At 54.3% G+C, this 12,288-nt stretch carries 16 protein-coding genes; 11 read left to right on the top strand and 5 right to left on the bottom strand.

Going from position 1 to position 12,288, the window contains the following annotated elements:
- Window positions 1-417, bottom strand: coding sequence for a flagellar basal body rod protein FlgB (gene flgB, locus E3U32_RS17705; protein ID WP_023311135.1), 417 nt, complete (start codon window positions 415-417; stop codon window positions 1-3).
- Between the two features lie 157 nt (window positions 418-574).
- On the opposite strand from flgB, the gene flgA reads away from it, so the two are divergent.
- The 3 genes from flgA to flgN all read left to right on the top strand — a co-directional run bounded on the left by flgA (window position 575) and on the right by flgN (window position 2,051).
- A complete protein-coding gene (gene flgA / locus E3U32_RS17700) occupies window positions 575-1,234 on the top strand; it encodes a flagellar basal body P-ring formation chaperone FlgA (protein WP_134349823.1) in 660 nt (219 codons plus the stop codon).
- Window positions 1,235-1,327: 93 nt separating this feature from the next.
- The gene (gene flgM, locus E3U32_RS17695; RefSeq protein WP_008500817.1) at window positions 1,328-1,621 is read left to right on the top strand and encodes a flagellar biosynthesis anti-sigma factor FlgM; all 294 of its coding nucleotides are present in this window, start codon (window positions 1,328-1,330) and stop codon (window positions 1,619-1,621) included.
- A gap of 4 nt (window positions 1,622-1,625) precedes the next feature.
- A complete protein-coding gene (gene flgN / locus E3U32_RS17690; protein WP_134349822.1) occupies window positions 1,626-2,051 on the top strand; it encodes a flagella biosynthesis chaperone FlgN in 426 nt (141 codons plus the stop codon).
- Between the two features lie 59 nt (window positions 2,052-2,110).
- Here the strand turns inward: flgN and murJ are convergent, their stop codons facing one another.
- The 4 genes from murJ to rimJ all read right to left on the bottom strand — a co-directional run bounded on the left by murJ (window position 2,111) and on the right by rimJ (window position 5,955).
- Window positions 2,111-3,646, bottom strand: coding sequence for a murein biosynthesis integral membrane protein MurJ (gene murJ / locus E3U32_RS17685; RefSeq protein ID WP_134349821.1), 1,536 nt, complete (start codon window positions 3,644-3,646; stop codon window positions 2,111-2,113).
- 129 nt (window positions 3,647-3,775) lie between these two features.
- Complete coding sequence (locus E3U32_RS17680; RefSeq protein WP_134349820.1) at window positions 3,776-4,699, bottom strand: Gfo/Idh/MocA family protein; 924 nt, start codon at window positions 4,697-4,699, stop codon at window positions 3,776-3,778.
- A 2-nt stretch (window positions 4,700-4,701) separates the two neighbouring features.
- Window positions 4,702-5,361, bottom strand: coding sequence for a YceH family protein (locus E3U32_RS17675; RefSeq protein WP_134349819.1), 660 nt, complete (start codon window positions 5,359-5,361; stop codon window positions 4,702-4,704).
- A gap of 9 nt (window positions 5,362-5,370) precedes the next feature.
- The gene (gene rimJ, locus E3U32_RS17670) at window positions 5,371-5,955 is read right to left on the bottom strand and encodes a ribosomal protein S5-alanine N-acetyltransferase (RefSeq protein WP_134349818.1); all 585 of its coding nucleotides are present in this window, start codon (window positions 5,953-5,955) and stop codon (window positions 5,371-5,373) included.
- A 236-nt stretch (window positions 5,956-6,191) separates the two neighbouring features.
- Between rimJ and mdtH the strand changes: the two genes are divergently transcribed.
- The 8 genes from mdtH (at window position 6,192) to E3U32_RS17625 (ending at window position 12,287) form a co-directional block, all read left to right on the top strand.
- Window positions 6,192-7,400 carry a multidrug efflux MFS transporter MdtH gene (gene mdtH, locus E3U32_RS17665; protein ID WP_134349817.1) on the top strand — a complete coding sequence of 403 codons (1,209 nt, stop codon included), beginning with the start codon at window positions 6,192-6,194 and terminating at the stop codon, window positions 7,398-7,400.
- 123 nt (window positions 7,401-7,523) lie between these two features.
- Window positions 7,524-8,084: a lipoprotein gene (locus tag E3U32_RS17660; RefSeq protein ID WP_023311126.1), complete on the top strand. Its 561-nt coding sequence runs from the start codon at window positions 7,524-7,526 to the stop codon at window positions 8,082-8,084.
- A 126-nt stretch (window positions 8,085-8,210) separates the two neighbouring features.
- Window positions 8,211-9,257, top strand: a complete 1,047-nt coding sequence (pyrC, locus tag E3U32_RS17650) for a dihydroorotase (protein ID WP_134349815.1) — start codon at window positions 8,211-8,213, stop codon at window positions 9,255-9,257.
- 74 nt (window positions 9,258-9,331) lie between these two features.
- The gene (dinI, locus tag E3U32_RS17645) at window positions 9,332-9,577 is read left to right on the top strand and encodes a DNA damage-inducible protein I (RefSeq protein WP_008500826.1); all 246 of its coding nucleotides are present in this window, start codon (window positions 9,332-9,334) and stop codon (window positions 9,575-9,577) included.
- A 274-nt stretch (window positions 9,578-9,851) separates the two neighbouring features.
- Window positions 9,852-10,106 (top strand): biofilm formation regulator BssS, encoded by a 255-nt coding sequence (gene bssS, locus E3U32_RS17640; protein WP_008500827.1) that lies wholly within the window; start codon window positions 9,852-9,854, stop codon window positions 10,104-10,106.
- Window positions 10,107-10,221: 115 nt separating this feature from the next.
- Window positions 10,222-11,340, top strand: a complete 1,119-nt coding sequence (gene solA, locus E3U32_RS17635; protein ID WP_134349814.1) for an N-methyl-L-tryptophan oxidase — start codon at window positions 10,222-10,224, stop codon at window positions 11,338-11,340.
- A gap of 58 nt (window positions 11,341-11,398) precedes the next feature.
- A complete protein-coding gene (locus E3U32_RS17630) occupies window positions 11,399-11,512 on the top strand; it encodes a YceO family protein (protein ID WP_134349813.1) in 114 nt (37 codons plus the stop codon).
- Between the two features lie 208 nt (window positions 11,513-11,720).
- Window positions 11,721-12,287 (top strand): cytochrome b, encoded by a 567-nt coding sequence (locus E3U32_RS17625; protein ID WP_134349812.1) that lies wholly within the window; start codon window positions 11,721-11,723, stop codon window positions 12,285-12,287.
- The last annotated feature ends 1 nt before the right edge of the window (window position 12,288 follow it).

The raw sequence follows: 12,288 nt of genomic DNA, 5'->3' as shown, positions 1-12,288 counted from the left end.
TCAGTTGCCCCCCTGCAGGACGTTCATCATGCCTTTGATTTGTCCGCCGAGTACGGTCAGGCCCGTCTGGTATTTCAGGCTGTTGTCGGCAAACTGTGTACGCTCCCGGTCCATATCCACGGTGTTACCGTCGAGTGAGGGCTGATCGGGAATGCGATAAAGTAAATCGGTCGCTGGCGCGGTCATCGCCTGAGCAGGAATATGGCGAGAGGATGTCATGGCAAGTGCAACACCCGTTCCTTCGGCACGTCCACGCTCCATCACCTTTTTGAGTTCACTGGAAAAATCAATATCGCGCGCCTGAAACCCCGGGGTATCGGCGTTAGCGATGTTGGCGGCTAAAATCTCCTGCCGCTGGGCGCGTAAATTGAGCGCTTCCTGCTGAAAACGTAACGCGGCGTCGAGTTTATCGAGCATGTCTCCTCCGCTGATGGCAAAATTTCAGTTCACAGCTTAAATCTCACCCGGTCTCCCCTATCGACGGAATAAGCGCAAAATGCGTCGCTATTTATTCCGTTGATGCAAAACCACTGCAGGTAGAATTCATTCAATTCTGGAAACGGTGGAACTTGCGATGCAAACGTTAAAACGTGGCCTGGTGGCGACTTTCTTGCTGTTTAGCCCTCTGGTGCAGGCTGAAGGTTTACAGGATCAATTAACGGCTTTTTTTGCTGAAAAACTGGCAGGCTTCAGCGATGACGTTAACGTTACCGTGCGCACACCACCGAATCTGTACCCCACGTGTGACCAGCCGTCATTCAGCGTGACGGGGACCACCAGGCTGTGGGGAAATGTGAACGTGCTGGCACGCTGCGCCAACGAAAAGCGCTATTTACAGGTTGCAGTTCAGGCGACGGGCAATTATGTTGTCGCCGCCGTGCCCATTGCGCGCGGCAGCGTGCTGCAGGCAAATAGCGTGACGCTGAAGCGCGGGCGTCTGGATCAGCTGCCTCCACGAACCATGCTGGAAATGAATCAGGCGCAGGATGCCGTCAGCCTGCGCGATGTCGCACCCGGCCAGCCGATACAGCTCTCGATGCTGCGTCAGGCATGGCGGGTAAAGGCGGGTCAACAGGTGATGGTTGTAGCCAACGGAGAGGGCTTTAGCATTAACAGTGAAGGGAAAGCGTTAAACAATGCCGCGGTGGCGCAAAACGCCCGCGTCAGAATGTCCTCAGGCCAGGTGGTGAGCGGAACCGTCGACTCTGATGGGAATATTCTGATTAACCTATAATCTTTTTAAAGATTTCGCGGCGCGTGCCGATAAATATTCCACTAATGATGATGTCAGGCGCAAACGCCGCGAACCCTCGATGAGGACAACACTATGAGCATTGATCGTACATCAGCCCTGAAGCCGGTAAGCGCTGTACAACCTCGCGAAACGAATGACGCTACGGCGCAGAAAACGCGTCTGGAAAAACCGTCAACGTCCAACAGCACCAGCGTAACCCTGAGCGACGCTCAGGCAAAACTGATGCAGCCAGGCAGCAACGATATCAATATGGAACGTGTTGAAGCGCTGAAAACGGCTATTCGTAACGGTGAACTGAAAATGGATACCAGCAAGATCGCTGATGCCCTGATTCAGGAAGCACAGAGTTTCTTACAGAGTAACTAACCGTATGAGTCGACTGTCAGAAATACTGGATCAAATGACGGTTGTTCTGAACGACCTGAAAACGGTAATGGACGCTGAACAACAGCATCTCTCTTCCGGTCACATTAACGGCAGCGCGTTGCAGCGTATTACTGAAGATAAAAGTTCGCTTCTGGCGACGCTGGATTATCTGGAGCAACAGCGCCGCACTGAGCAAGATCCTAAGCGCAGCGCCAATGACGATATTATTGAGCGCTGGCAGACCATTACTGAAAAAACTCAGCACCTGCGCGATCTTAACCAGCACAACGGCTGGCTACTGGAAGGTCAGATTGAGCGTAATCAGCAGGCGCTTGAGGTATTGAAACCGCATAAAGAAACCGGACTGTACGGTGCGGATGGTCAGACAGCGACTGCGCGTATTGCGGGTGTTAAAAAGATTTCGATTTGAAGCATAAGCGACAAATCATGCAGCGGGGAGCACCATAAGGTGAACTCCCCTTTTGGCGTTTATGCCGTACGGCGGGCAAACTCTTTCACTTTGAAACCCAACACGGCGAGCGTGGCAAAGTAAGCCACCACACCGACGCCCACAACGGCCATCAGCCGCATCAGACGGTAGGGCATCGTGCCCTGGGACCACTCCGGCATCACGTACAGCATGCCAAGTAACGCGGCAGACATCACCAGTACCGCAACGATCAGACGCACGAGGAAACTCCCCCAGCCCGGCTGCGGCGTGAAGATATCCTGCTTGCGCAGTTGCCAGTACAGCAGCCCGGCGTTCAGACAGGCCGCCAGACCAATCGATAATGACAGGCCTGCATGCTTCAGCGGACCAATAAACGCAAGGTTCATCAGCTGCGTCATAATCAGCGTGACAATGGCAATTTTCACCGGCGTTTTGATGTTCTGACGCGAGTAGAAGCCCGGCGCCAGCACCTTGACGACGATCAGCCCCATCAATCCGACCGAGTAGGCAATCAGCGCGCGCTGGGTCATGGCGGCATCAAAGGCGGTGAATTTCCCGTACTGGAATAGCGACACCGTTAGCGGTTTAGCCAGGATACCCAGCGCCACCGCGCTTGGCAGGGCCAGCAGGAAGCAGAGACGCAATCCCCAGTCCATCAGGCGGCAATACTCATCGTGATTGCCGCTGGCAAAACTTTTCGACAGCGACGGCAGCAGGATGGTCCCCAGCGCCACGCCCAGCACCCCGGACGGAAACTCCATCAGACGGTCGGCGTAGTACATCCAGGATACCGAGCCGGACACGAGGAAAGAGGCAAAGATAGTGTTGATGATAAGCGAGATCTGGCTGACGGAGACGCCAAGAATGGCGGGTCCCATCTGCTTAATGACGCGCATCGCCCCGGCATCTTTGAGATTGATGCGCGGCAGCACCAGCATGCCAATTTTTTTCAGATGCGGCAGCTGATAGGCCAGCTGCAGCACGCCGCCCACGGTAACCGCCCAAGCCAGCGCCAGCACCGGCGGGTTGAAATGCGGCGCGGCGAACAGGGCAAAACCGATCATGCTGACGTTGAGAAACGTCGGCGCAAACGCCGGGACAGAGAAGCGGTTCCAGGTGTTCAGGATCGCCCCCACCAGCGAGGCTAGCGAGATCAGCAAAATATAGGGGAAGGTAATACGCAGAAGCTGCGAGGTCAGGGCAAATTTATCTGCCGTATCGGCAAAACCGGGCGCGGTCACCATAATCACCCAGGGCGCGGCCAGCATCCCGATGACGGTCACCACCGCCAGGGCCAGCGTCAGCAACCCGGAGACATACGATACAAATACGCGCGTCGCGTCTTCGCCCTGCTTGCTTTTATATTCCGCCAGGATGGGCACGAACGCCTGGGAAAACGCCCCTTCAGCAAATATACGACGCAGCAGGTTCGGCAATTTAAACGCGACGAAAAAGGCGTCCGTTGCCATCCCTGCACCAAAGACCCTTGCCACAATCGCATCACGCGCAAAACCCAGTACGCGAGAGAACATGGTCATCGAGCTGACGGCTGCCAGCGATTTTAATAAGTTCATTAACGTGAATTTCCAGAACCATACGGATTTGTAGACCGGGTAAGCCTAAGCGCCACCCGGCAAAGCCAACAAGCGGCGCTTAGTCTAACCGGATTTCAACGAATTACTATCCGCAGATGTTACAGCGAGTTATTCACTCATGGCTTCGCGCCAGAGCCGTTCCACAATGCGCTGTGCCATAATGGCCTGTTCGCCGGACGTTTCAGGAACCGTCTGATTTTGCACACAGGTGATAAAGTGGCGGGCGCAGCCTGCGAAACCGCGCTGCTCCAGGGTACTCTGCCAGCCGGGGGCCGGAAGCGTCACCACACCGTTCCCCTTCTCCTCGCGCCACGCCCGCATGTCGGTAATGTCGTACAGCCCGCCGTCGGTGACGGCCTGGACGCACTCGCGCTGGCTGCCCGCGCGACGATGCATGCTGGTCGTAATCTGCAGATGGTCAATCGCGAAGTGATGTTCGGCATAGACCATCTCGCCCTGTTCATTCGTCAGGAGCGTCCCGCTTTGCAACTGCGCATTGCCGCCGGCGAGCCACAGCGCCGTATCCACAACGTGCAGATAGTCATCCAGCAGCGTGAAGCGCAAATCGTTCGGCCCAATGCTGTCGGTGCGGTGCTTATCCATGCGCAGCGAAGCAAGACTGCCGGACTGCGCCTTCAGCTGCTGGTAAAGCGGTGCGAAGCGACGGTTGAAACCGACCATCAGCGTCAGGTTTTTACGTGCTGCCAGCTCAATCAGCCGTTCTGCGTCCTGCACATTTTCTGCCAGCGGTTTATCCACGCAGACGTGGACACCCGCATTGAGCAGCTCGCTCACCACCTGATAGTGGGTTGCCGTTGAGGTATGAACGAACACCGCATCGCACTCGCGGGCCAGATCCTGCAGGGAGGCGGCATAAGGGATGCGCCAGGTTTCGCAGATACGTTCTGCCTTTTCCCGGGTGGGTGACCATGCCCCCTGAAGCGTCCAGTCGGTCGCCGCACCCAATACCGGTAGCCAGGCTTTTTGCGCGATACCGCCCAGCCCCACTACGCCTACACGTAATTTTTTCACTGTTAATCTCCCAGGTGTGCCAGCAACGCATCCAGACGCTGTTTCAACCCGGCGACTTCTTCTTCCAGCGCCTCTACGCGCGCGGCAAGGCTGTCGTTGGTTGCTGAAGATTCAGCATTGGCAGGGTCACTCGCCACGGTCGCGGTATCAACGTCGCCGCTGAACAGATGCATATAGCGGCTTTCACGTTTGCCCGGCTCGCGCGCCAGACGCACCACGTAAGGGCCATCCTCACGAGAAGCCAGACCTTCCAGGGTCTGCTCGACCTCCTGCATATCGCTGAACTCATGCATACGAGAAGCGCGCGTTCGCAGCTCCCCCGGCGTTTGCGCCCCACGCAGCAACAGCGTGGTGATGACCGCCACTTCTGCACTGCTCAGCCTCAGGTCGCCAAATTCGGAGTTACAAAAGCGCTGTTCGTATTTGGTCACGCGGTTGCCGAAGCCGCTGACGGTGCGCAGATAGTGGCGTTTTACCAGCGCATCCAGCACGTCCTGAACGTCATGTTCGCTAAGGTTCATCACCGGCTCGCGGTTGGTCTTCTGGTTGCAAGCCATGGTCACGGCGTTGACGGAGAGCGGATACTGCTCCGGCGTGGTGACCTGTTTTTCGAGTAAGCACCCAATCACGCGCGCTTCTGTTCCGTTTAGCTGATACTTCATCTCTTCTCCTTAACGACCTGCAGTCCAGTCCCGGGTGGTTAATGCCGTCAGAACGTGGTCGCGCCACTCTCCGTCTATCAGCAGATAGTCTTTGGCATAGCCCTCTTTCTCGAACCCTAAACGCGCCAGCAAATTCCCGCTACGCTGATTATGTGGCATATAGTTCGCCATAATGCGATGGATATGCTGCGTGCGTTGCATATAACGGATCGCCACCGTTAGCGCCTCAAACATCAGCCCCTGCCCCTGCCATTTCTGGCCAATGGAGTAGCCCAGGTAACAGGCGTGAAACGATCCGCGCACCACGTTTGAAAAATTGGCTATCCCGATAATCTCTTTCTCTTCAGGATCCAGCAGCGCGAAATAAAACGCACTGCCCTGCTTGTGAAATTCCGTAATCATGCTGAGGCGCGCCTGCCAGCCGGAAGGGTAACAATGGCTCTCATCCCGAACGGGTTCCCAGGGTTTTAAAAACTGGCGATTCTCGGCGTAATAATCCGCCAGACGCCAGGCATCACGCTCATGCACCAGACGAACGACCAGCCTGTCCGTTGTCAGACGCACTTTTGGCACATTGCTGCGATAGCCAAACATCGATACCACTCCTTCCCGTCACTTCTGCTTACCCATTAGCTTTACTATACCTGTGCCTGTGCCGTCTGTGAAAACAGTGACATACCATTTTGCCCGCTTTTCACATTTTTCGATGAGAACTCTCTATCAAAGCGCGCTTTTGATAAAAAAATATTGTCACGTGCAGGGGTGGGAAAATACGCAGTGACACCGCAGAATGTTAGCGTGCTCACCATCTTATTTTCCCTGGAGGGAAAATGTCCCGCGTATCACAGGCCAGGAGCCTGGGTAAATATTTCCTGCTGGTCGATAACATGCTGGTCGTGCTCGGCTTTTTTGTCGTGTTCCCCCTCATCTCGATTCGCTTCGTTGATCAAATGGGCTGGGCGGCGCTGATGGTCGGTATCGCGCTGGGGCTACGCCAGTTTGTTCAGCAAGGCCTGGGCGTATTTGGCGGTGCCATCGCTGACCGCTTTGGCGCTAAACCGATGATCGTCACCGGCATGCTGCTCCGCGCGGCAGGCTTTGCCACGATGGCGATTGCCCAGGAGCCCTGGCTGCTCTGGTTCTCCTGCTTCCTCTCCGGTATCGGTGGCACGCTGTTCGATCCGCCGCGCACCGCGCTGGTGGTGAAGCTTATTCGCCCACAGCAGCGCGGCCGTTTCTTCTCCATTCTGATGATGCAGGACAGTGCCGGGGCCGTTGTCGGCGCGCTGCTGGGAAGCTGGCTGCTGCAGTATGACTTCCGTCTGGTCTGTGCGGCTGGCGCGGTGCTCTTTATCCTGTGCGCACTGTTTAATGGCCTGTTCCTGCCGGCGTGGAAACTGTCGACGGTTAAAGCACCGGTCCGGGAAGGGCTTGGCCGCGTCCTGCGCGACAGGCGTTTTGTCACCTATGTGTTGACTCTGACGGGATATTACATGCTTGCAGTGCAGGTCATGCTGATGCTGCCGATCATGGTTAACGACATTGCGGGTACCCCTGCTGCCGTTAAGTGGATGTATGCCATTGAAGCCGCGCTTTCCCTGACGCTGCTCTATCCGATTGCCCGCTGGAGCGAACAGCGCTTTCGTCTGGAACATCGCCTGATGGCCGGCCTGTTCCTGATGACGCTGAGCATGATGCCGATCGGTCTGGTGAACTCTCTTCAGCAGCTGTTTACGCTGATTTGCACGTTCTATATTGGATCCATCATCGCCGAGCCTGCCCGTGAAACGCTGAGCGCCTCGCTTGCGGATGCACGCGCGCGTGGCAGCTATATGGGATTCAGCCGGCTGGGGCTGGCCCTTGGCGGCGCGTTAGGTTACGCCGGCGGCGGTTGGTTATTTGATGCCGGCAAAGCGTTACATCAACCCGAACTCCCCTGGATGATGCTCGGCGCTGTGGGCTTTATGACGCTCCTTGCCCTGTGGTGGCAGTTCAGCCAGAAGCGCAGTGCGAGCGGCATGCTTGAGCCAGGCGCATAACCTTTCCCTCGGGCGGGAACCTCTCCCGCCCCACTTCTCAGTTTTTTCTGCTGGTTTCTGCCATTTCACACTGACATACTGGCGTAACAGGACAGAAGCGCCGATTTTTCGTTGAGGAACACTATGAAGAAAATTGTCTTTGCCGCTGCATTAGTTGTCAGCGGACTGCTGGTTGGCTGTAACCAGCTCACGCAATATACCGTCAGTGAACAGGAAATAAATCAGGCGCTGGAAAAACATAATAACTTTTCTAAAGACATTGGCGTGCCGGGGCTTGCGGACGCGCATATCGTGCTGACGAATCTGACCAGTCAGATTGGACGGGAAGAGCCGAACAAAGTCACCCTGGCAGGCGATGCGGACCTCGATATGTCATCCCTCTTTGGTAATCAGAAAGCCAACATCAAGCTCAAGCTGAAGGCCCTGCCCGTTTTCAACAAAGAGAAAGGGGCAATTTTCCTGCAGGAAATGGAAGTCGTCGATGCGCAGGTTTCTCCGGACAAGATGGCGCCGGTTCTGCAAACCCTGATGCCCTATCTGAACCAGTCGCTACGTAATTATTTTAATCAGCAGCCCGCATACGTCTTAAGTGAAGACAAAAGCAAGGGTGAAGCCCTGGCGAAAAAATACGCAAAAGGGATAGAGGTGAAACCGGGAGAAATTATCATTCCTTTCACCGATTAACCTGAAGGGCGCTGCGGCGCCCTTTTTTTTACAGAAAAGTGTGCAAACGAAAACGTTTCCGCTTATGATTTGTGTCCGGCAAAAACAGCCATCCTTATGACTGATTCCTGACAAGCCGGAGCTTCCATGACTGCACAACCCCAGGTTCTTAAAATCCGCCGCCCTGACGACTGGCATATCCATCTGCGTGATGGCGATATGCTGAAAACCGTCGTGCCTTATACCAGCGAAATTTATGGCCGCGCGATTGTTATGCCTAACCTGGTTCCACCAGTCACCACCGTCGATGCCGCGATTGCCTACCGCCAGCGCATCCTTGATGCCGTTCCCGCGGGGCATGATTTTACCCCGCTGATGACCTGCTATCTGACCGACTCACTGGACCCGAACGAAGTGGAGCGCGGTTTTAACGAAGGCGTATTTACGGCGGCGAAACTCTACCCGGCGAATGCCACCACCAACTCCAGCCACGGCGTCACCAGTATTGATGCCATCATGCCGGTACTGGAGCGCATGCAAAAACTGGGCATGCCGCTGCTGGTCCATGGTGAAGTGACGCATGCCGAGATTGACATCTTCGACCGTGAAGCCCGTTTTATCGAAACCGTGATGGAGCCTCTGCGCCAGCGTCTGCCTGCGCTTAAAGTGGTCTTTGAGCATATCACCACCAAAGACGCAGCAGAGTACGTGCGTGACGGCAACGAACTTATCGCCGCCACCATTACGCCGCAGCACCTGATGTTTAACCGTAACCACATGCTGGTGGGAGGGGTACGCCCTCACCTGTACTGCCTGCCCATCCTTAAGCGCAACATCCACCAGCAGGCGCTGCGCGAGCTGGTTGCCAGTGGGTTCTCCCGCGCGTTCCTTGGCACCGATTCCGCGCCTCATGCCCGCCATCGTAAAGAGGCGAGCTGCGGCTGCGCAGGCTGTTTCAACGCCCCAACTGCACTTGCCAGCTACGCGACCGTATTTGAAGAGATGAATGCTCTGGAACATTTCGAAGCGTTCTGCTCCCTTAACGGCCCGCGTTTTTACGGCTTACCGGTCAATGACTCCTTCATCGAACTGGAGCGTAAAACGAGCCAGGTTGAGGAGTCCATTGCGCTGACGGATGACACCCTGATCCCATTCCTGGCGGGCGAAACCGTAAACTGGACGGTAAAACGTTAAAAAATCAATGCCCCTTGTTGTCAAACCGATAATATACCTGTATAAATAAACAGTATATTACACAGGGGGCATTTATGCGTATTGAAGTCACCATAGCCAAAACAACTGTTCTGCCTGCCGGCGCGCTTGATGCACTGGCAGGCGAATTATCCCGTCGTATTAACAACACTTTTCCCGACAACGCGGGTGCCGTAACGGTGCGTTACGCCGCGGCGAACAACCTCTCCGTCATTGGCGCTGCGAAAGAAGATAAAGATCGCATCAGCGAGATCCTGCAGGAAACGTGGGAAAGCGCTGACGACTGGTTCATCACAGATTAACACTGCTCCCTCATTGTGTTTTTTTGCCGGGTCGCCCCGGCTTTTTTTCGTCTAAAAATTCTGGAAGTTCAAATTAATTCGGCATCTTCTTTAAGAATCGTGAACGAGATGGTGTTTTATTGTTCGAACAATCCTAAAAAGCAGAAAAATGTGTTGCCACCTGTTTATTTTTCCCTTCGGAACCCTTATTACTTGATATACTGAAGATGCTTTCAGAAAAACATGCATTGAACCTCAGAGCCGTTGTCTTCTAACACGCATTAAGGGGGTTATAATGGAAAAGAATAGTGAAGTGATCCAGACCCATCCACTTGTTGGCTGGGATATCAGTACCGTAGATAGCTACGATGCACTGATGCTGCGTTTGCACTACCAGACCCCGAATCAACTCAACCGTGAAGAAGCGGAAGTTGGACAGACGCTGTGGCTAACAACAGACGTCGCCCGTCAGTTTATTTCTATTTTAGAGGCAGGTATTGCAAAAATAGAATCTGGCGACTATCAGGAAAACGAGTATAAACGGCACTAACCGTACGCCATTTTTCACTCAACAGGCACCTTCGCGGTGCCTTATTTATTTCTCCCTTGTCTAACCCCGCGTTGTTAATTACTCTGCTAACAAAACGTAAGTTTACGAGACGCATATGAGATACGACTTAATCATTATTGGTAGCGGCTCCGTGGGTTCCGCTGCCGGTTATTACGCGACACAGGCAGGTCTGAACGTCCTGATGATTGATGCCCTTCGCCCTCCCCATGCGGAGGGTAGCCATCATGGCGACACCCGCCTCATACGTCATGCGTATGGTGAAGGTGAGCGCTATGTGCCGCTGGTGCTTCGCGCCCAGACGCTATGGGACGAGCTGGCGAAACAGACCGAAGAGCGCATTTTCGAGCGTACCGGGGTTATCAATCTTGGCCCGGCCCACTCTGATTTTCTCGCCGGCGTCGAGCGCAGCGCAACAGCCTTTAATCTTGAGGTTGAGAAACTGGACGCGGCGGGCATTACCGCGCGCTGGCCTGAAATTACCGTCCCGGACGATTATATTGGCCTCTTTGAAGCTAACTCCGGGGTGCTGCATTGTGAAACGGCGATCAAAACCTGGATCGACCTTGCCGCAAAAGCCGGCTGCGCGCAGCTGTTTAACTGTCCGGTGGATGCCATCACGCATGACGCTGATGGCGTTACGGTGACCACCCTTGACGGTGAGTATTCCGCGTCCCGCCTGCTGGTGAGCGCAGGAACCTGGGTCACCCACCTGCTGCCAGAGCTGCCAATCCAGCCGGTGCGCAAGGTTTTCTCCTGGTTCCAGTCGGATGGTCGCTACAGCGCGCAGAATAAATTCCCGGCCTTCACCGGTGAATTACCGAATGGCGATCAGTTCTACGGTTTCCCTTCCGAGAAAGACGCATTGAAAATCGGTAAACACAACGGTGGCCAGGTTATCTCCTCTCCTGAAGAGCGTAAACCCTTCGGCGCCTTCCCACAGGATGGTTCTGAAGCCTTCTCGTTCCTGCGTAACATTCTTCCTGGCGTCGGTGGCTTACTGTATGGCGCGGCCTGTACCTACGACAATACGCCGGATGAAGACTTTATCATTGATACGCTACCGGGACATGACAACACCCTGCTTATTACCGGGCTGAGCGGTCACGGCTTTAAGTTTGCTTCCGTGCTGGGTGAAATCGCCGCGCAGTTTGCCCAGGGTATCAGGCCGCAGTTTGATCTGACGCCCTTCTCACTCTCGCGTTTTAACGGATAATCTCCAACGGGCTTCGGACGTCGGAGCCCGTTTCATTCACACTGCATTGCGGAGCGATATGCGCAGGATCGTTAGCTTTCTTATGAATAATATTCGCGAGCATTTTATGCTCTATATCTTGTTGTGGGCGCTGCTGGTCATTATTGATTTTGTTTACATTGTATTTTATTGAAAAGCCACACTGACAATAATTGACATTAATTTAGCTTTATTGAAGCTCTCAATTTCATCTTGCACGAAGACATTGAATTACCTTTCTCGATCCTTTTCAAAATCGCTGAAATAAATAAAATAAAAATCAATATACATTTATTTCAGTTGCAATATCACGCCTTCCCGTTCATTTTTACCCTTCGGTTAATTTGAAAATGGACATTCTGATGCAATTGCGTAACTCCTCCCGGCGCTACGGAATAATATCCATAAGTTTGCACTGGATATTTGCTATTGCCGTCTACGGTATGTTTGGCCTTGGGCTCTGGATGGTCACGCTTAGCTATTATGATGGCTGGTATCACCAGGCACCGGAGTTACATAAAAGCATTGGTGTCCTGCTGATGCTGGGGCTGGTTTTTCGCGTGATCTGGCGACATATTTCCCCACCGCCCGCCGCGCCGAAGACCCACAGTAAAATGACCCGCCTGGGTGCCGTTGCGGCGCATATCGCACTCTATGCGCTACTCTTTGCCATCCTGATTAGCGGCTATCTCATCTCGACAGCAGACGGTAAGCCGATTAGCGTTTTTGGCATTTTTGACATCCCGGCAACGCTAAGCGATGCGGGCGCTCAGGCTGACACCGCAGGAGTCATTCACCTCTGGCTTGCCTGGAGCGTCGTGATCCTGTCTGTGCTGCACGGGCTTGCCGCCCTCAAACACCACTTTATTGATAAAGACGATACGCTAAAGCGCATGCTTGGCCGCTCGTCCGTTGACTCTGGAGCATAAA

Source organism: Lelliottia nimipressuralis (assembly GCF_004402045.1).
Lineage (GTDB): Bacteria > Pseudomonadota > Gammaproteobacteria > Enterobacterales > Enterobacteriaceae > Enterobacter > Enterobacter chinensis.
This window is presented reverse-complemented; position numbering and strand designations above follow the sequence as displayed.

Coding starts and splice junctions, on each gene's coding strand:
- flgB (WP_023311135.1), bottom strand. CDS start 417: ATGCTCGATAAACTCGACGCCGCGTTACGTTTTCAGCAGGAAGCGCTC.
- mdtH (WP_134349817.1), top strand. CDS start 6,192: ATGTCCCGCGTATCACAGGCCAGGAGCCTGGGTAAATATTTCCTGCTG.
- flgM (WP_008500817.1), top strand. CDS start 1,328: ATGAGCATTGATCGTACATCAGCCCTGAAGCCGGTAAGCGCTGTACAA.
- solA (WP_134349814.1), top strand. CDS start 10,222: ATGAGATACGACTTAATCATTATTGGTAGCGGCTCCGTGGGTTCCGCT.
- E3U32_RS17675 (WP_134349819.1), bottom strand. CDS start 5,361: ATGAAGTATCAGCTAAACGGAACAGAAGCGCGCGTGATTGGGTGCTTA.
- dinI (WP_008500826.1), top strand. CDS start 9,332: ATGCGTATTGAAGTCACCATAGCCAAAACAACTGTTCTGCCTGCCGGC.
- flgN (WP_134349822.1), top strand. CDS start 1,626: ATGAGTCGACTGTCAGAAATACTGGATCAAATGACGGTTGTTCTGAAC.
- E3U32_RS17660 (WP_023311126.1), top strand. CDS start 7,524: ATGAAGAAAATTGTCTTTGCCGCTGCATTAGTTGTCAGCGGACTGCTG.
- rimJ (WP_134349818.1), bottom strand. CDS start 5,955: ATGTTTGGCTATCGCAGCAATGTGCCAAAAGTGCGTCTGACAACGGAC.
- flgA (WP_134349823.1), top strand. CDS start 575: ATGCAAACGTTAAAACGTGGCCTGGTGGCGACTTTCTTGCTGTTTAGC.
- E3U32_RS17630 (WP_134349813.1), top strand. CDS start 11,399: ATGCGCAGGATCGTTAGCTTTCTTATGAATAATATTCGCGAGCATTTT.
- bssS (WP_008500827.1), top strand. CDS start 9,852: ATGGAAAAGAATAGTGAAGTGATCCAGACCCATCCACTTGTTGGCTGG.
- E3U32_RS17625 (WP_134349812.1), top strand. CDS start 11,721: ATGCAATTGCGTAACTCCTCCCGGCGCTACGGAATAATATCCATAAGT.
- murJ (WP_134349821.1), bottom strand. CDS start 3,646: ATGAACTTATTAAAATCGCTGGCAGCCGTCAGCTCGATGACCATGTTC.
- pyrC (WP_134349815.1), top strand. CDS start 8,211: ATGACTGCACAACCCCAGGTTCTTAAAATCCGCCGCCCTGACGACTGG.